General features: G+C 72.5%; 16 protein-coding genes and 4 pseudogenes. 4 read left to right on the top strand and 16 right to left on the bottom strand.

Features of this window, described 5'->3' with window-relative positions:
* Positions 1–206 (bottom strand): ATP-binding cassette domain-containing protein (locus K7B10_RS11000; protein ID WP_229335928.1); only part of this gene is annotated, 206 nt, incomplete at its 3' end.
* A gap of 35 nt (positions 207–241) precedes the next feature.
* Positions 242–1,075 carry an ABC transporter substrate-binding protein gene (locus K7B10_RS10995; protein WP_229344932.1) on the bottom strand — a complete coding sequence of 278 codons (834 nt, stop codon included), beginning with the start codon at positions 1,073–1,075 and terminating at the stop codon, positions 242–244.
* 34 nt (positions 1,076–1,109) lie between these two features.
* Between K7B10_RS10995 and K7B10_RS10990 the strand changes: the two genes are divergently transcribed.
* The 3 genes from K7B10_RS10990 to K7B10_RS10980 are packed head-to-tail and all read left to right on the top strand — an operon-like array spanning position 1,110 to position 3,733.
* Positions 1,110–2,474 carry a helix-turn-helix transcriptional regulator gene (locus K7B10_RS10990; protein ID WP_229335927.1) on the top strand — a complete coding sequence of 455 codons (1,365 nt, stop codon included), beginning with the start codon at positions 1,110–1,112 and terminating at the stop codon, positions 2,472–2,474.
* A 57-nt stretch (positions 2,475–2,531) separates the two neighbouring features.
* Positions 2,532–2,906 (top strand): VOC family protein, encoded by a 375-nt coding sequence (locus tag K7B10_RS10985; RefSeq protein ID WP_229335926.1) that lies wholly within the window; start codon positions 2,532–2,534, stop codon positions 2,904–2,906.
* A complete protein-coding gene (locus K7B10_RS10980; protein WP_229335925.1) occupies positions 2,903–3,733 on the top strand; it encodes a thioesterase II family protein in 831 nt (276 codons plus the stop codon). Before K7B10_RS10985 ends, K7B10_RS10980 begins: the two co-directional genes overlap by 4 nt.
* On the opposite strand, the pseudogene K7B10_RS10975 reads toward K7B10_RS10980, so the two are convergent.
* From K7B10_RS10975 to K7B10_RS10915, 14 genes and pseudogenes are all read right to left on the bottom strand, one after another.
* A pseudogene (locus K7B10_RS10975) lies at positions 3,714–5,107 on the bottom strand (sulfate adenylyltransferase subunit 1). The gene K7B10_RS10980 and the pseudogene K7B10_RS10975 sit on opposite strands and share 20 nt — an antisense overlap.
* A gap of 2 nt (positions 5,108–5,109) precedes the next feature.
* On the bottom strand, positions 5,110–5,964 hold the full coding sequence (gene cysD, locus K7B10_RS10970) for a sulfate adenylyltransferase subunit CysD (RefSeq protein WP_229335924.1): 855 nt from the start codon (positions 5,962–5,964) through the stop codon (positions 5,110–5,112).
* 23 nt (positions 5,965–5,987) lie between these two features.
* Positions 5,988–6,449, bottom strand: a pseudogene (locus tag K7B10_RS10965) (ABC transporter substrate-binding protein); the annotation flags it as partial.
* Positions 6,450–6,661: 212 nt separating this feature from the next.
* Positions 6,662–7,819 (bottom strand): annotated as a pseudogene (locus tag K7B10_RS10960) (sulfate adenylyltransferase subunit 1); the annotation flags it as partial.
* 1 nt (position 7,820) lies between these two features.
* Positions 7,821–7,976: pseudogene (locus tag K7B10_RS10955) on the bottom strand (sulfate adenylyltransferase subunit CysD); the annotation flags it as partial.
* A complete protein-coding gene (cysC, locus tag K7B10_RS10950; RefSeq protein WP_229344930.1) occupies positions 7,973–8,518 on the bottom strand; it encodes an adenylyl-sulfate kinase in 546 nt (181 codons plus the stop codon). The gene cysC and the pseudogene K7B10_RS10955, both read right to left, overlap by 4 nt.
* Positions 8,519–8,562: 44 nt before the next feature.
* Positions 8,563–9,261 (bottom strand): phosphoadenylyl-sulfate reductase, encoded by a 699-nt coding sequence (locus K7B10_RS10945; protein ID WP_229335923.1) that lies wholly within the window; start codon positions 9,259–9,261, stop codon positions 8,563–8,565.
* Positions 9,258–9,437, bottom strand: coding sequence for a hypothetical protein (locus K7B10_RS10940; protein WP_030858032.1), 180 nt, complete (start codon positions 9,435–9,437; stop codon positions 9,258–9,260). The genes K7B10_RS10945 and K7B10_RS10940 overlap by 4 nt, the downstream gene beginning before the upstream one ends.
* Positions 9,434–11,143, bottom strand: coding sequence for a nitrite/sulfite reductase (locus tag K7B10_RS10935; RefSeq protein ID WP_229335922.1), 1,710 nt, complete (start codon positions 11,141–11,143; stop codon positions 9,434–9,436). Before K7B10_RS10935 ends, K7B10_RS10940 begins: the two co-directional genes overlap by 4 nt.
* Before the next feature lie 229 nt (positions 11,144–11,372).
* Entirely contained in the window at positions 11,373–11,456 is an 84-nt protein-coding gene (locus K7B10_RS41580) for a putative leader peptide (protein ID WP_351782709.1), read from the bottom strand.
* 92 nt (positions 11,457–11,548) lie between these two features.
* Entirely contained in the window at positions 11,549–12,310 is a 762-nt protein-coding gene (locus K7B10_RS10930; RefSeq protein ID WP_229335921.1) for a hypothetical protein, read from the bottom strand.
* A gap of 96 nt (positions 12,311–12,406) precedes the next feature.
* On the bottom strand, positions 12,407–12,970 hold the full coding sequence (locus tag K7B10_RS10925; RefSeq protein ID WP_229335920.1) for a GNAT family N-acetyltransferase: 564 nt from the start codon (positions 12,968–12,970) through the stop codon (positions 12,407–12,409).
* Positions 12,971–12,975: 5 nt separating this feature from the next.
* Positions 12,976–14,241: a GAF domain-containing protein gene (locus K7B10_RS10920; protein ID WP_229344927.1), complete on the bottom strand. Its 1,266-nt coding sequence runs from the start codon at positions 14,239–14,241 to the stop codon at positions 12,976–12,978.
* 329 nt (positions 14,242–14,570) lie between these two features.
* Positions 14,571–16,226, bottom strand: coding sequence for an acyl-CoA dehydrogenase family protein (locus K7B10_RS10915; RefSeq protein ID WP_229335919.1), 1,656 nt, complete (start codon positions 16,224–16,226; stop codon positions 14,571–14,573).
* A 17-nt stretch (positions 16,227–16,243) separates the two neighbouring features.
* On the opposite strand from K7B10_RS10915, the gene K7B10_RS10910 reads away from it, so the two are divergent.
* Positions 16,244–17,377, top strand: coding sequence for a YihY/virulence factor BrkB family protein (locus tag K7B10_RS10910; protein WP_229335918.1), 1,134 nt, complete (start codon positions 16,244–16,246; stop codon positions 17,375–17,377).
* Positions 17,378–17,381: the final 4 nt, after the last annotated feature.

Below are 17,381 nucleotides of genomic sequence, written 5' to 3'. Positions count from 1 at the left end.
GCGACCAGGTTGAGCAGGGTGGACTTGCCGCAGCCCGAGGCCCCCAGGATGGTGACGAACTCGCCGGGGGCGACATCGAGGCTGATGTCGTCCAGGACGAGCTGTGATCCGGCCGGGCCGGAGAAGGATTTCGAGACGTGCTCGATGCGGGCTGCATGAGTCACCGCGGTGGTGTCCTCAACAGCTTTGGCGAGTGTGGTGGCCATGGTCGTCACCTCCTGGGGATCGTACGGGCTGACTTCTACTTGGCGCCGAGACCGGCGTCGGAGACCTCGGGCTTGCCGGCGGCCTTGAGCACCTTGTTCAGGAGCGTCAGGTCGTAGATCCCGGCGAGGTCGGGCTGCTCGATGAGCTTGGCCTTCACCGCCCAGTCGGACTCCGTCTTCAGCGTGGCCGCGAGCGGGTCGTCGGTGACGAGGATGCTCTTCCACGCCGGGTCGATGACCGCGGGCTCCAGCTCCTTGCCGCTGAGCGCCTTGAGCGCCGCGTTGGCGGAGGCCTTCGCCTTGTCCGGGTTGGCGTTGATCCACTCGTTCGTCTTCACCGTGCCGGCCAGCACGGCCTCGACGACGTCCGGGTGCTCCTTGAGGAACTTCTGCGACACGATGACGTTCGTGATCACGAACTTCTTGTCGGGCCACAGGTCGGTCTCGTCGAGGAGGACGGAGGCGCCGTCGGAGACCAGCTTCGAGGCGGTCGGCTCGGGCACCCATGCGCCGTCGATCGAGCCCTGCTTGAAGGCGTCCGGGGTCACCTTGTTGTCCGTGCGCACGACGGACACGTCGCCCTTGCCGGACTCCGGGTCGACCTTCCAGCCCTTCTCCGCGATCCAGTTGAGGAACGCGACGTCCTGTGTGTTCCCCTTCTGCGGGGTCGCGATCTTCTTGCCCTTGAGGTCGTCCAGGGTCTTGATCTTGTCCGGGTTCACGACGAGCTTCACGCCGCCGGAGGCGGACCCGGAGATGATCCGCAGGTTGCTGCTCTTGGACTTCACGTAGCCGTTGATCGACGGCGAGGGGTAGTAGCGGTTGGGGTCGGTCGAGCCGATGAACGAGCAGTGGTAGGCGTCGCAGATCGTGAACGCGTCGGCGAGCGCGTAGTGGAACGGGATGTGGACCGCCCTCGCGGCCACGGTCGGCGCCGACCACCCCGCGCAGGCCGCCGCCTGGGCCGAAGAGGCCGTACGGGCCACCGCCGCGCACGGCGCCGACGAGGCCCTGCACGCCCACGCCCTCGCCGCCCGCGGCACCGCGCACCTGGCCGCCGGGGAGACCTCCGCCGCCCTGCACGACGCCCGCGCCGCGGCCCGGATCGCCGACACCCTCACCGACCGCGCCCTCGCCCTGCGCCTCGGCGCCCTGGACTGCCTGGCCCGGCTGGAGACCGAACTGGAGCAGTACGGGCCCGCCGTACGGCACTTCACCCGCGGCATCGACACCGCCCGCGCCACCGGACAGTGGCCGGCCGCCACCGCGCTCGCCGCCGGCCTGGCCGCCCTGCTGCTGCGCCAGGGCCGCTTCCCGCAGGCCGCCGCCCGCGCCGAAGAGGCCGTACGGTGCTCCGAACTGGCGGGTGGTCAGGAGCCGCGCGCGCTGGCCCTGTGCGTGCGCGCCCAGGTCGCCCTGGAGGTCCACACCCCCGAGACGGCCGTCGCGGTGGCCCGGGCCGCCTGCGCGCTGGCCGCCGCCGACGGCGCCTGGTGGTACCGCTCGCGGCTGGTGCTGGCCGCCGCCGAACTCGCCGCCGGGGACGCCCTCGGCAGTCTGGAGACCCTCGCCGGAGCCGCACTGGCCGACCCGCTGACCGCACCGCTGCCCGCCGCCGAACGGCTCGGGCTCGCCGAGACCCTGTGCGGGGCCCGGCTCGCGGTGGGCCGCAGCGACGCGGCCCGGATCGCCGCCGGTCAGGCCCGTGAACTCGCCGCGCGGACCGGCCTCGCGGGCCTCCGCGTCCAGGCGCTGCTGCTGGCCGCCGCCGTCGCCGAGAGCCCCGCCGAGGCGCTCGCCCCGGCCGAGGAGGCCCTCTCCGCGGCAGCCGCCTGCGGGCACGCCGCCGACGAGGGCTGGGCCCGCGTGGCCCTCGCCCGGGCCCGGACGCGGCTCGGCGAACCGGAGCAGGCCGACCGTCACCTGACCGCCGCCGCGTACACGGCCACCGCCTGCTCGGCGGCCCGGCTCGGCCGGGAGGTCGCCGCCGCGACCGCCGAGGCGGCGGTACCGGCGGCCCCCGCAGAGGAGGCGTACATGCTGAGCCAGCGCGAGTACGAGATCTCCCAACTGGTCAGCCAGGGCTGCACCAACCGGCAGATCGCCCGCAACCTCGGGGTCAGCCACAAGACGGTGGAGACCCACCTCGGGCGCATCTTCGCCAAGCTGGAGGTCTCCTCACGGGCGGAGATCGCCAACCTGATCGGCCGGAACACGGTGGTCGCCCGCCCCCGGGCCCGCGCCAAGTCCCTCGCCGGGGCATCCTGAGGACGGCCGGTGACCGTCCGGCCGTCCGATCCACCCCAACTGCCACGGAGAACCACGATGTACCCCAGCATTCGCACGATCACCTTCGACTGCACCGGAGACCCGTACGACCTCGGCCTGTTCTGGAGCGGCCTGCTGGGCCGCCCGCTGGCCGACGACGACAAGCCGGGCGACCCCGAGGCGGTCATCGAGGACCCGCAGGGCGGTCCCACCCTGCTGTTCGTACGGGTCCCCGAGGGCAAGGCGGCGAAGAACCGCATCCACCTCGACCTCAAGCCGCACGGCCGCACCCGCGAGGACGAGGTGGCCCGGGTGCAGGCCCTCGGCGCCCGCCTGGTCGCCGACCGGACCCGCCCCGACGGCAGCGGCTGGGTCACCCTCGCGGACCCCGAGGGCAACGAGTTCTGCATGGAGCGCGGGGAACTCGGGTGACGGCGCACACCACTTCCGCGACCGGCCCGGGCACCTCGCGCTGGCTCAAGCGCCTCACCGTCCCCGGGGCACCGGCCCCGCAGCCCGCCCGCGCCCGCATCGTCTGCCTGCCGCACGCCGGCGGTGGCGCGAGCGCCTACCAGGGCTGGGCCCGCCACCTGCCGCCCGCGGTCGAACTGCTCGCCGTGCAGTACCCCGGCCGACAGGACCGGCTGGCCGAGCCCTGCAGCGAGACGATGGAGGAGAGCGCCGGCGCCGCCGCCGCCGCCCTCGCCGCACTGCCCGTCCTGCCCACCGTCGTCTTCGGCCACAGCATGGGCGCCCTCGTCGCGTACGAGACCACGCTCCGGCTCGGCCGGCACGCCCCGCACGCCGCCCCCGTGCACCTGTTCGTCTCGGGCACCGCCGCCCCCCACCGCGACCGCGAGGAGCTGCCCGCGCTGGACGACGCGTCGCTCGTCGCGTACACCCGCCGGCAGGGCGGCGCCGAGCCCGAGGTGTACGAGATACCCGAGCTGCGGGAGCTGCTCCTGCCCTCGCTGCGCGCGGACTTCCGGCTGCTGACCGACTACGTGCCGGTCAAGGAGCCCGCACGCACGGGTGTCCCGGTCACCGCCTTCGGCGGGGACCGGGACACGGGCTGCCCGCCCGAGGAGCTGGCGAGCTGGGGAGAACTGACCACGGCGGAGTTCACCAGCAGGGTGTTCCCCGGAGGGCACTTCTACCTGCAGGGGCAGGAGGAGCGGCTGACCGCCCTGGTGGCGGGCGCCCTCGGCGCCGGGGTCGGCGCGGTTGGTGTCGGCGGGGTCAGCAGGCCGGCTCCGTAGCCATGCACGCCGTGAGCGTGGTCCCGTCGTCCGGGTCGATCAGCAGGAACGACCCGGTACGGCGGGAGCGCGCGTACGCGTCGAGCGCCAGCGGCTCGGCCGTGCGGACCACGACCTGACCGATGTCGTTGGCCCGCAGCTCCTCGACGGCCGTACGGCGCGCCGGGTCGTCCAGCGCCAGCCGGGACGGGATCGCCTTCACGACCGCCTTGACCGTACGGGTGGTGTGCTTGACCAGCACCCGGTCGCCGACCCGCAGCGGCCGGTCCGCGACGTGGCAGACGGTGGCCGCGAGATCGCGGGTCACCGGCGGGGCGCCGTCGGCCGGGGCGATCATGTCCCCGCGGGAGACGTCGATGTCGTCCGCCAGCCGCACCGTCACCGACTGCGGGGCCCACGCCGCCTCGGCGGGGCCGCCGAGCGTGTCGATGGCCGCGATGGTGGTGGTCAGCCGGGACGGCAGCACGGTCACCGGGGCCCCGACGCGCAGTACGCCGGAGGCGATCTGGCCCGCGTAGCCGCGGTAGTCGGGGTGCTCGGCGGACTGCGGACGGATCACGTACTGGACCGGGAGCCGGGCCGGGGCGCCCTGCGGGTCGTGGTCCACGGGAACCGTCTCCAGGTGCTCCAGGATGGTGGGGCCGCCGTACCAGTCCATGTGCGGGGAGGGCTCGACCACGTTGTCCCCGGCCAGCGCGGAGACCGGGATGGCGGTCACCTCCCGGACGCCGAGCCCGCGGGCGTAGTCGGCGAACTCCGCGGCGATGGCGGCGAAGACGGACTCGTCGTAGCCGACCAGGTCCATCTTGTTCACCGCGAGCACCACGTGCGGGACCCGCAGCAGGGCCGCGACCGCGGTGTGCCGCCGGGTCTGCTCGACCACCCCGTTGCGGGCGTCGACGAGCACCACGGCGAGCTCCGCCGTCGACGCCCCGGTGACCATGTTGCGGGTGTACTGCACGTGGCCGGGGGTGTCGGCGAGGATGAACCGGCGCCTGGCGGTGGCGAAGTAGCGGTAGGCGACGTCGATGGTGATGCCCTGCTCGCGCTCGGCCCGCAGGCCGTCGGTGAGCAGCGCGAGGTCCGGGGCGTGGCGGTGGCGAAGTAGCGGTAGGCGACGTCGATGGTGATGCCCTGCTCGCGCTCGGCCCGCAGGCCGTCGGTGAGCAGCGCGAGGTCCGGGGCGTCCTGGCCGCGGCTCGCGGAGACCCGCTCGACGGCCTCCAGCTGGTCGGCGAGGATCGACTTGGAGTCGTAGAGCAGCCGTCCGACCAGGGTGGACTTGCCGTCGTCCACGGAGCCCGCGGTCGCGAAGCGCAGCAGCGAGGTGGCGGCGACGGTGCCGCCGAGGGCGGCGTTCGTGGTGGGGATCATGTCTAGAAGTATCCTTCGCGCTTGCGGTCTTCCATCGCGGCCTCGGACAGCTTGTCGTCGGCGCGGGTCGCGCCCCGCTCGGTGAGCCGGGAGGCGGCGATCTCGGTGATCACGGAGTCCAGCGTGGTGGCGTCGGAGTCGACGGCGCCCGTGCAGGACATGTCGCCCACGGTGCGGTAGCGGACGAGCCGCCGCTGGGTGCTCTCGCCGTCCTTGGGTCCGCCCCACTCGCCGGCGGTGAGCCACATGCCGCTCCGCTGGAACACCTCGCGCTCGTGGGCGAAGTAGATCTCCGGCAGTTCGATCTCCTCGCGGGCGATGTACTGCCAGACGTCGAGTTCGGTCCAGTTGGAGAGCGGGAAGACGCGGACGTGCTCGCCGGGGGCGTGGCGGCCGTTGTAGAGCTGCCACAGTTCGGGGCGCTGGCGGCGCGGGTCCCACTGGGAGAACTCGTCGCGCAGGGAGAAGACGCGTTCCTTGGCGCGGGCCTTCTCCTCGTCGCGGCGGCCGCCGCCGAAGACGGCGTCGAACTTCAGCTGCTGGATCGCCTCGGTGAGGGGGACGGTCTGCAGCGGGTTGCGGACCCCGTCGGGGCGTTCGCGGAGCTTGCCGGCGTCGATGTACTCCTGGACGGAGGCGACGTGCAGGCGCAGGTTGTGCTTGGCCACGGCGCGGTCGCGGTAGTCGAGGACCTCGGGGAAGTTGTGTCCGGTGTCCACGTGCAGCAGCGTGAACGGCACCGGCGCCGGCGCGAACGCCTTGAGCGCCAGGTGCAGCATCACGATGGAGTCCTTGCCGCCGGAGAACAGGATCACCGGCTTCTCGAACTCGCCCGCCACCTCACGGAAGATGTGCACGGCCTCGGATTCGAGGGCGTCGAGTTCACGACGAGCTTCACGCCGCCGGAGGCGGACCCGGAGATGATCCGCAGGTTGCTGCTCTTGGACTTCACGTAGCCGTTGATCGACGGCGAGGGTCCGATGAACCCGATGTCGAGAGAGCCTCCGTTGAGGGCTTCGATCTCGGACGGGCCGGCGTTGAAGGTCTGCGGTTTGATCGCGGTGGCGCCGAGCTCCTTGGCGATCAGACCCTCCTGGACGCCGACGAGCGCGGTGGCGTGGGTCAGGTTCGGGAAGTACCCGATGCGGACCTCGGACGCGGAGAGCTTCTTGGCTCCGTCGGCGGCGGCGTTCGCCTTCTTGTCCTCGGGCTTGTCGGCCTGGGAGCCGTAGCCGCAGGAGGCGAGCACGCCGATCAGCAGCGGCAGCGCGGCAGCGGCGGCGACGCCGCGGCGGACGGCGGAACGGGAAGGCGCAGTACGGGTGTTACCGGTGGCAGGCACGGGAGGGCTTCCTCTCGTAGCGTCAACTCATGACGCACGTCTTCGTCTGTGCAGCAAGGACAGGTATAGCTGGTGGGGAGTGGGGGCGCGCAGGCAGTGCGCGTACGTCATCGCGCACATCGCGCCACTCCTCCCTGGCCGCTGCCCAGGAGGCCGCTGCCCACGCGGCCGCCCTCCTTGGCGAACGTGGAGTAGATGTCCCCAGCCATGGGCTAGAAGTCCCAACCCTCGTCGTCCGCCTGGACGGTCGTCCGGGCCTGCGAGGCGAAGGACTCGCCCGCCATGCCCGCCGCCAGCGTGGTGCCGTCGGCCGGGTCGATGAGCAGGAAGGACCCGGTACGGCGGGAGTCGGCGTAGGCGTCGAGCGCGAGCGGCTCTGCGGTCCGTACGACGACGCGGCCGATGTCGTTGGCCACCAGCTGTCCGGGGTTCGGGTGCTGGGACAGGTCGTCCAGGGTCAGCCGCGAGGGGATCTCCTTGACGATGGCCTTCACCGTGCGCGTGGTGTGCTTGAGGAGCACCCGCGCGCCGACGGAGAGGGGCTGGTCCGCGACGTGGCAGACGGTCGCGATGACGTCCTGCGTGGTGGTGGGCGGGTTCACGGACGGCGCGATGAGGTCGCCGCGCGAAATGTCGATGTCGTCCGCGAGACGGACCGTCACCGACTGCGGGGCCCAGGCGATGTCCACGCTCTGGCCGAGCGCGTCGATCCCTGCGATGACCGACGTACGGCCCGACGGCAGGACGGTGACGGCCTCGCCGACGCGCAGTACGCCGGAGGCGATCTGGCCCGCGTAGCCGCGGTAGTCGGGGTGCTCGGCGGTCTGCGGACGGATCACGTACTGCACCGGGAAGCGCGCCGGGCAGGCGGTGAGGTCGTGGCTGACCGGAACGGTTTCCAGGTGCTCCAGCACGGTGGGGCCGCCGTACCAGTCCATGTGGGCGGACGGCTCGACCACGTTGTCCCCGGCGAGCGCCGAGATCGGGATCGCGGTGATCTCCGGGACGCCCAGGTCGGAGGCGTACGCGGTGAACTCCTCGGCGATCTTCGCGAAGACCTGCTCCTCGTAGCCCACCAGGTCCATCTTGTTGACGGCCAGCACCACGTGCGGCACGCGCAGCAGGGCCGCGACGGCGGCGTGCCGGCGGGTCTGTTCGATCACGCCGTTGCGCGCGTCGACCAGGACCACGGCCAGGTCGGCGGTGGAGGCGCCGGTGACCATGTTGCGGGTGTACTGCACGTGGCCGGGGGTGTCGGCGAGGATGAACCGGCGCCGGGCGGTGGCGAAGTAGCGGTAGGCGACGTCGATGGTGATGCCCTGCTCGCGCTCGGCCCGCAGGCCGTCGGTGAGCAGCGCGAGGTCCGGGGCGTGAGTCCTTGCCGCCGGAGAACAGGATCACCGGCTTCTCGAACTCGCCCGCCACCTCACGGAAGATGTGCACGGCCTCGGATTCGAGGGCGTCGAGGTGCGACAGCGCGTACGGCGCGTCGGTCTCGTCGTGGACGTGTGCGACGGTGGCCGTCATGCCAGACCCCTCTCGGTGAGCAGCGCGTGCAGGGCCGAAGCCGACTCCTGCACGGTCTGCGTGTGCGACTCGATGCGCAGGTCCGGGGATTCCGGAGCCTCGTACGGGTCGTCGACGCCGGTCAGACCGGAGATCTCGCCCGCCGCCTGCTTGGCGTACAGGCCCTTGACGTCACGCTCGGAGCACACCTCGACCGGGGTGGCCACGTGGACCTCCAGGTACGCGGTGCCCTCTGCGGCGTGCCGCTTGCGGACGGCCTCGCGGCTGTCCGCGAACGGGGCGATCACCGGGACGAGCGCCTTGACGCCGTTGCTCGCGAGGAGTTCGGCGACGAAGCCGATCCGTTGCACGTTGGTGTGGCGGTCCTCCCGGGAGAAGCCCAGCCCGGCGGAGAGGAACTCCCGGATCTCGTCTCCGTCGAGGACCTCCACGCGGTGGCCCCCGGCGCGCAGCCGCTCGGCCAGCGCGTACGCGATGGTGGTCTTTCCCGCGCTCGGCAGCCCGGTCAGCCACACGGTGGCGCCCTGGTCGCTCACGCTCATCTGCTTGCTCTCCGTCGCGTTCGTAAAAGAAATGGGGTCGGTCATCAGCCGTGCAGTCCGCACTCGGTCTTGGCCCGTCCGGCCCAGCGGCCGGCCCGCGCGTCCTCGCCCTCCGCCACGCGGCGGGTGCAGGGGGCGCAGCCGACGGAGGCGTAGCCGTCCATCAGCAGCGGGTTGGTCAGGACCCCGTGCTCGGCGACGTAGGAGTCCACGTCGTCCTGGGTCCAGCGGGCGATGGGGGAGATCTTGACCTTCTGCCGCTTCTCGTCCCAGCCGACCACCGGGGTGTTCGCCCGGGTCGGGGACTCGTCGCGGCGCAGGCCCGTCGCCCACGCGTCGTACGCGGTCAGGCCCTGTTCCAGCGGCTTGACCTTGCGCAGCGCGCAGCACAGGTCGGGGTTGCGGTCGTGCAGCTTCGGGCCGTGCTCCGCGTCCTGTTCGGCGACCGTGCGGGTCGGGGTGAGCGTGATGACGTTGACGTCCATCACGGCCTCGACCGCGTCGCGGGTGCCGATGGTCTCCTCGAAGTGGTAGCCGGTGTCGAGGAAGACCACGTCCACGCCGGGGAAGGCGCGGGAGGCCAGGTGGGCGACCACCGCGTCCTCCATGGAGGAGGTGACGCAGAACTTCCTGCCGAAGGTGTCGGCCGCCCAGCGCAGGATGTCCAGCGGGGACGCGTCCTCGAGGTCGCGCCCGGCCTGCTCGGCGACGGCCTTGAGACCCACGTCTTGAGCGGTGGTCATATCTCGTCCCCTCCAGCGGTGTCGGACCGGACGCCCCGGGACAGCAGCCCGAGGTACTTCAGCTGGAAGGCCCGGTTGCAGGACCTGCACTCCCAGGCGCCGTGACCCGTCTCGTTCGGAAACAGGTCCTCGTCGCCGCAGTACGGGCAGTAGAACGGGGCCGCGCGCTCGCTCACGAGAGGTCCTCGTCCTTCGCACGGGTCACCCAGGCGGCGAAGCGCTCGCCTTCCTCGCGCTGCTCCTCGAAGCGCGTGACGACCCGCTCGACGTAGTCGGGCAGACCGGCGGAGGTGACCTTGAGACCGCGGACCTTGCGGCCGAAGCCGGCTTCCAGGCCGAGTGCGCCGCCCAGGTGGACCTGGTAGCCCTCGACCTGGTTGCCGTCGTCGTCGAGGACCAGCTGGCCCTTGAGACCGATGTCCGCCACCTGGATACGGGCGCAGGCGTTCGGGCAGCCGTTGATGTTGATGGTCAGCGGCTCCGCGAACTCCGGCAGGCGGCGCTCCAGCTCGTCGATCAGCGAGGCGCCGCGCGCCTTCGTCTCGACGATGGCCAGCTTGCAGAACTCGATGCCGGTGCAGGCCATCGTGCCGCGGCGGAACGGGGACGGCTTGACCCGCAGGTCCAGCGCCTCCAGCGCGGCGACGACGGAGTCGACCTTGTCCGCCTCGATGTCGAGGACGATCATCTTCTGCTCGGCGGTCGTGCGCAGGCGGCCGGAGCCGTGCCGCTCGGCGACGTCCGCGATCTTGGTCAGGGTGGCGCCGTCCACGCGGCCGACGCGGGGTGCGAAGCCGACGTAGAAGCGGCCGTCCTGCTGCTGGTGCACGCCGACGTGGTCGCGCCACTGGCCGCTGGGCTGCGCGGGCGCGGGGCCGTCCGTCAGCTTGCGCTTCAGGTACTCGTCCTCCAGGACCTGGCGGAACTTGGCCGGGCCCCAGTCGGCGACGAGGAACTTCAGCCGGGCGCGGGTGCGCAGACGGCGGTAGCCGTAGTCGCGGAAGATCGAGATGACGCCCTCGTAGACGTCCGGGACCTCGTCGAGCGAGACCCAGGTGCCCAGGCGCACGCCCAGCTTGGGGTTGGTGGAGAGGCCGCCGCCGACCCAGACGTCGAAGCCGGGGCCGTGCTCGGGGTGCTCGACCCCGACGAAGGCGATGTCGTTGATCTCGTGCGCCACGTCGAGCAGCGGCGAGCCGGAGACCGCGGACTTGAACTTGCGGGGCAGGTTGGAGAAGTCCGGGTTGCCGACGATGCGGCGGTGGATCTCCTCGATGGCGGGGGTGCCGTCGATGATCTCGTCCTGGGCGATGCCGGCGACGGGCGAGCCGAGGATGACGCGGGGCGTGTCACCGCAGGCCTCGGTGGTGGAGAGGCCGACGGCCTCCAGCCGGCGCCAGATCTCGGGGACGTCCTCGATCCGGATCCAGTGGTACTGCACGTTCTGCCGGTCGGTGAGGTCGGCGGTGCCGCGCGCGAACTCCTGCGAGATCTCGCCGATCACGCGGAGCTGCTCGGTGGTCAGCCGGCCGCCGTCGATGCGGACGCGCAGCATGAAGTACTTGTCGTCCAGCTCCTCCGGCGCCAGGATCGCGGTCTTGCCGCCGTCGATCCCGGGCTTGCGCTGGGTGTAGAGACCCCACCAGCGCATGCGGCCGCGCAGGTCGTTGGGGTCGATCGAGTCGAAGCCCGTCTTGGAGTAGATCGTCTCAATGCGTGTCCGCACGTTGAGACCGTCGTCGTCCTTCTTGAACTGCTCGTTGCCGTTGAGGGGGGTGTGGTGTCCGACGGCCCACTGACCCTCGCCGCGGTGACGGCCGGTCTTGCGGCGCGCGGCGGCTGCGGGAGCTGCGGCTGCGGGCGTTTCGGGGGTGGCGGCCATGGCGGTACGTCCTTCTTCGGCGGCTCGTTGCAAGGGCGGGGGGAGGGGCGGCGAGTGCCCCTGTGATCAGCCCTGCCGCTGAGCAGGTGCGGCCGATCGCCGCCCGATTTCCCGGTTGTGCCGGTGGTCAGGGCGGTGTTCTGCCTTCAGGGGACTGCGGGCGGCGGCGCCCCCGCTACGACGGTGTGCGGGGCGCTGTGCCGGGGCTGCGCGGCGGTGGCTGGTTCCGTCAGCGCGCCGAACAGATGGCGCTGGACATGCGGCCGAGGTCGACGTGCCGCCGACTCACCAAGGCAATTCCAGCTCCATTCATGGCGGAAGCGTGTCATGTGCCGATTGGAGGAGTCCACTACTGTCCATTATTCGGACGGTGCAGTCCCGCATTCCGAGACGGTGTGACGCCGGTCACGCGGTGGGGGTGCGGGTTCCGGTCGCCGCGCCCCGCCCGCGCTGCCCGGCGCCCCACGGGTTGGCACCGGAAGCCGGGCGCGTGGGCGCGGGCGTCCCGGGGGCCACCGGGCGCAGCGGCGTCAGCGTGATGATCCCGGTCGCCGCCGGACCCTCACGCCGCAGCCTTTCCAGGGCGCCGGCCGCCTCGGGGGCCGCCGTGCCGCCCGCGGACGGGACGGCGGCCACCGGCGGGACATCGGCGAGCACCCCGGTCCGGTATTCGAGCGGCAGCCGCGGCCGGGGCACGTGCACCACCGCCCGCCACGTTCCGGCACGCCGGTCGACGTCGGCGAACGCGACCGGCCAGTCCGACTCCTCATCCGCCCTGCGCACCATCGCGAACACCCTCGACTGCGGATCGAGCCCCCGGACCGTCCCCACGAACGTGACGGCGATACCGGACGGAGGGTGAGCGGGGTCGGAGGCTTCCCGGGTTCGCCATGTATCGATCACCGGCCCGGGGCGAACGGTGGCGGAGGGACTCGGCACGGGCTCGGGAGCGGGCTGAGGACCCCGGGAGATCATGGCCACGATGACGGTGACGGCGCCGCCGATCAGGGCCGTGGCCACCGCCGCGATCAGGCTCTGCCAGCGGAGCGAACCGGCCAGCCACCGGCCGGGTCCCCGGGCGGGGCCGGCCTGGTGTCCGGCGTCCGGGCCTTGCGGCGGCGTCGGGTCGGGCTGATCGGATGGTTCCGGTGCGGGTGGGACGCTCATGAGCCTCGCCTGCTTCGACGGGCGTCCAGGATGCGCACGCCCCGCCTCCGTCGTCCCGCAGCCACGCCGGGCGGGGCGGATGGTTGCGGCGGGGCGTTACGCGCCCGGCCAGGGGCCGGGGGTGGGGGTGCTCTCCTTCTGCTCCGTCTCCGTCTTGAAGAGCTTGAAGCCGCGGCGCAGGTAGTTGTCCATCGCCGTCGGGCCGTCCTGGCTGCACGTGTGGAGCCAGACCCGCGTCGTCGCCTCGCGCCCCGGCCAGCGGTCCGCCAGCGACCATGCCGCGTCGACGCCCAGCGTCAGCAGGTGGCCGCCGATGCGGCGGCCCCGGAAGTCCGGGAGCAGCCCGAAGTACATGATCTCCACCACGCCGTCCTCCTGCGGGTCGAGCTCCACGTACCCCGCCGGCGTTCCGTGCTCGTACGCCACCCACGTCTCCACGCCGGGTCGGCCCAGCTGCTCCACCCACTGCGCCCGGGTCAGCGACAGCCGGTCCGTCCAGTGGATGTCACCCCCCACCGAGGCGTAGAGGAAGCGGCTGAACTCCGGCGAGGGGACCTCCGCCCGCCGGACACTGATCTCAGGCCCTGGGACGGCCGCCCGGACCAGATCCTGCGGCGAGGCCATTTCCAGGGACCACGTGGTGAGTGTGATGGTGCTCATGGAGGTCAGGGAATCACGCCGGTCCCGGCCCGGCCCAGCCGGGCCCTGATCACCGCCGGCGCCGTCGAGTGCGGCAGCAGCGCCGCCGGGTCCTGCGGGCGGATCAGCTCCACCTCCACGTCGTCCGCGAAGCGGTACGGGCGGTGGGTGAGCACCCCGCCCAAGTGCCGCCGTACCCGCGACAGCTCCGCCCGCACCGTCACCGTGCGCGTCGGGTCCCCGAACAGCTCCGCCGCCAGCTCCGCCGCCGACCGCCCCCGCGGGCTCTCCGCCAGCAGGAACAACAGCTCCGCGTGGCGCGGGCTCAGCTCCTGGGACCAGCTCCCCGCGGCCCCGTACACCGTCGCCGACCACGCGCGCGGCCGGCTCAGGTCCAGCACGACCCGGCTCGCCGCCGCGGACGCGCCCGGCGCCCCCGCGACGCGCAGCAGCCAGCCGCCCGGCAGCGGCTCCACCACGCAGTCCCCGAGCTGCCCCACCCACACCCGGCCCGGGCCGAACCCCTTCGGCAGCGGGATCCGCTCCGCCGGGGCCAGCCCCGTCACCGCCGCCGTCCAGCCGTGCGGGTCCACCGCCAGGGCCTGCCCCGGCAGCCGGGCCAGCAGCGGCGACGCGACCGCCCGCAGCCGCTCCAGCGACTCCAGGTGCCGGATCCGCAGCTCCCGCTCCGCGAGCCGCGCCACCGAGCTCACCCAGGTCAGCGTGGCCGGGTGCATGGTGGCCAGCGGCCCGCTGACGTCCACCACGCCCAGCAGCCGCCCGTCCCGCGGATCCCGCACCGGAGCCCCCGCGCAGGTCCAGTCGTGGTGGCTGGAGACGAAGTGCTCCGCCGAGAACACCTGCACCGGCTGCCGTGCCACCAGCGCCGTACCCACCCCGTTCGTGCCGACCACCGCCTCGGCCCAGTCGGCGCCCACCGCGAACCCGAGCCGGTCCGCCTTGCGCAGGATCGAGGAGGCCCCCTCCCGCCACAGCAGCCGCCCCTCGGCGTCGGCGACGACCATGATGTGCAACGCCGCGTCCAGCGCCGGCAGCAGCCCCTCGCGGAGCACCGGAAGGATCTCCCGCAGCGGCGAGACCTGCCGCCGCTCCTCGGTCTCGGCCGCGGACAGCATGCGCGAGCGCGCGTCCCGGTCCGGGTGCACCCCGCCGGCCAGCATCCGGCGCCAGGACTCGGCGATCTCCGGGCGGGGCTCCGCGGGCGGCCGGTCCCCGGCCAGCGCGGCCGCCCGTACGCCCTTGAGCAGACGCGCGGCCTCCCGCGCGTCCATGGCCGAGATGCGTGCCACATCGACCGTGCTGCCTGCGGTGTAGGCCACCGGAACCTCCCCGTGCGGAACGAAACGCAGAGAACGCAGAAACGCAGAGAACGCAGAGAACGCAGAGGACTCAGAGGACTCAGAGGGTTGCAACGGTATGCAACTCTCGCCAAGTCCCGGGCACCCGACCGAAACTGTCCGGACGTCGCCTCGCGGCGTGACAGCTCCTCCTCGGGGCTTTCGGATCGGGGGTGGTGCCGAGTCGGCGCGGCGCCACCCCTGCTCCCGGTCTGACGGGCCCGGATCCCGGTCCGGACCTGTTTGGGGACAGGACCCGGAACCTAGCCCGCGATCCGCGCCCGTTCGACCAGCGCACCCAGATGCAGGCTGTGCGGCAGCGTGCCGAAGGCCGCGCCCCAGTCGCCGCCCAGGCGCGAGGCGCAGAACGCGTCCGCCACCTCCGGAGGCGCCCACCGCACCAGCAGCGATCCCTGCAGCACCAGGGCGATGCGCTCCACCACGCGGCGCGCCCGGGCCTCGATGCCCTCCAGGTCCGCGAGCTCGGTCAGCAGCCCCTTGATGGCCGAATCCAGCCGGTGGTCGGCACCCCGCGCCTGCCCCACCTCCTGGAGGAACGCGTTCAGCGCCATCGGCTCCCGCTGCAGCGCCCGCAGCACGTCCAGGGCCTGTACGTTGCCCGAACCCTCCCAGATCGAGTTCAGCGGGGACTCGCGCAGCAGCCTCGGCAGCCCGGACTCCTCGACGTAGCCGTTGCCGCCCAGACACTCCAGGGCCTCCGCCACCATCGGCGTACAGCGTTTGGTCACCCAGTACTTCGCGGCGGGCACCGCGATGCGCAGGAACGCCCGCTCCTGCTCCGTCCCGGCGTCGTACGCGGCCGCGAGGCGCAGCCCCAGCGTCGTCGCCGCCTCCGACTCCAGTGCGAGGTCGGCCAGCACGTTGCGCATCAGCGGCTTTTCGATGAGCCGTGCTCCGAAAGCAGAGCGGTGCTCCGCATGGTGCACGGCCTGCGTCAGCGCCTGCCGCATCAGCGCCGCCGCGCCCAGCACGCAGTCCAGCCGGGTCGCCGCGACCATCCCCATGATGGTCCGCACCCCCCGCCCCTCCTCCCCGACCCGCCGCGCCCACGTCCCGTCGAACTCCACCTCGGCCGAGGCGTTCGACCGGTTGCCCAGCTTGTCCTTCAGCCGCTGGATCGCGAACACGTTGCGCGTCCCGTCCGGCAGCACCCGGGGCACCAGGAAGCAGGTCAGGCCGTCCCTCCCGGAGGAGGAGGCCTGCGCGAGCACCAGGAACCCGTCCGACATCGGCGCCGAGCAGAACCACTTGTGCCCCGTCAGCAGGTACTCGCCCGCCGCGTCCAGCGGCTTCGCCGCCGTCGTGTTCGCCCGTACGTCGCTGCCGCCCTGCTTCTCCGTCATTGCCATGCCGAACAGCACACCGGCCTTCAGCCCGGCCGGCCGCAGCCCCTCCTCGTACACGTGCGAGGTCAGCAGCGGCTCCCACTCGGCGGCCAGCTCCGGATCCGCCCGCAGCGCCGGTACGGCCGCATGGGTCATCGAGACCGGGCAGCCGTGCCCCGCCTCCGCCTGCGACCACACGAAGAACCCGGCCGCACGGCGCAGGTGCCCGGCCGGCCGCCCCCACGCGTCGGTCAGCCCGGCGCCCACCGCGTGCCCGAGCAGCCGGTGCCAGGCCGGGTGGAACTCCACCTCGTCGATCCGGTTGCCGTACCGGTCGTGCGTACGCAGTTTCGGCGGGTTCTCGTTCGCCAGCGCACCCCACCGCTGGGCCTGCGCCGAGCCCGCCGCCCGCCCGAGTTCGTGGAGCTCCTCCCGTACCTCGCCGAGGAGTTCGGGCGCCGCGGCCGACAGGTGCCGCTCCACGCCCTCCCGCAGCGCCCGGTCGGTGCCGTAGACGTCGTGGCCCACCAGGGGAGGGGCCTGGTTGGTGACTGTGTGGGTGGTGGCTGCCATGCGGATACCGTAAGGACGTGCAGCCAGCAAAAGAAACACCCGAGCGGGTCCACGAGCGGGTCCCCGGGCGACTCCACCGGGCCCGTGCCCTGTACCGCAACGTCTCCAAGCGCAAGATGGCGTGGCTGCTGCTGAAAGACACCGTCAATTCGTGCATCGAGTACCGGATCCTCGGCCTGGCCGCCGAGGCGGCGTTCTTCACGCTGCTCTCGCTGCCGCCGCTGTTCCTCGGCCTCCTCGGCCTGCTCGGGTACGTCGACGGGTGGACGGGCGGCACCTTCGTGGCCTCCATCGAGGAGAACATCCTCAACGCGGTCGGCACCGTCCTCTCCGACCGCGGCGTCAACGACATCGCGAAACCGATGCTCGACGACGTCACCAAGGCCGGCCGCCCGGATCTGATCTCCCTCGGCTTCGCCTTCGCCCTCTGGTCGGGCTCGCGGGCCGTCAACGTCTTCATCGACACCATCACCGTGATGTACGGGCTCGACGGCCAGCGCGGCATCGTCAAGACCCGGCTGCTGTCGTTCCTGCTGTACGTGGTCGCCCTGGTGATCGGCGCCGTCGTACTGCCCCTGATGGTGGCCGGGCCGGACGCCGTCGTCCGCTGGGTGCCCTGGAGCACCGAGGTGATCGCGGTCCTCTACTGGCCGATCGTCACCCTGCTGTCCATCGCCTTCCTGACCACCCTCTACCACGTGTCCGTCCCCGTGCGCTCCCCGTGGATCGAGGACGTCCCGGGCGCGCTCGTGGCGCTCGCCATGTGGGTGCTGGGCTCGTTCCTGCTGCGGATCTACCTCACGAACACCGTCGAGGGCCCGACCATCTACGGCTCGCTGGCCGCGCCCGTCGCCGTCCTGCTGTGGATCGGCGTGTCGGCCTTCGCCGTGCTCGTCGGCGCGGCCGTGAACGCCGCCATCGACCGCGTCTGGCCGTCCGTGGCCACCGCCGCGGCCCGCGAGGCCAACGAGCGGGCCCGCGAGGTGGAGGCCGCGCAGCTGATCGCGCGCGCCGCCGCGTGGCGGGCCCTCGCCGAGGGCGAGTCGGAGGACGACGAGGAGGGGGACGGCGCGATGCCCTCGGAGTTCCCGGAGCGCTGGTCGAAGTTCCTGCCGCCCGAGGACTACTCCTCCCGGCTGCGCAAGCACTGACCCC

The organism is Streptomyces flavotricini, assembly GCF_020639365.1.
In the GTDB taxonomy this organism is placed as follows: domain Bacteria; phylum Actinomycetota; class Actinomycetes; order Streptomycetales; family Streptomycetaceae; genus Streptomyces; species Streptomyces flavotricini.
The sequence above is the reverse complement of the archived record's forward strand: the minus strand, read 5'-3'. Positions and strand labels throughout refer to the sequence as shown.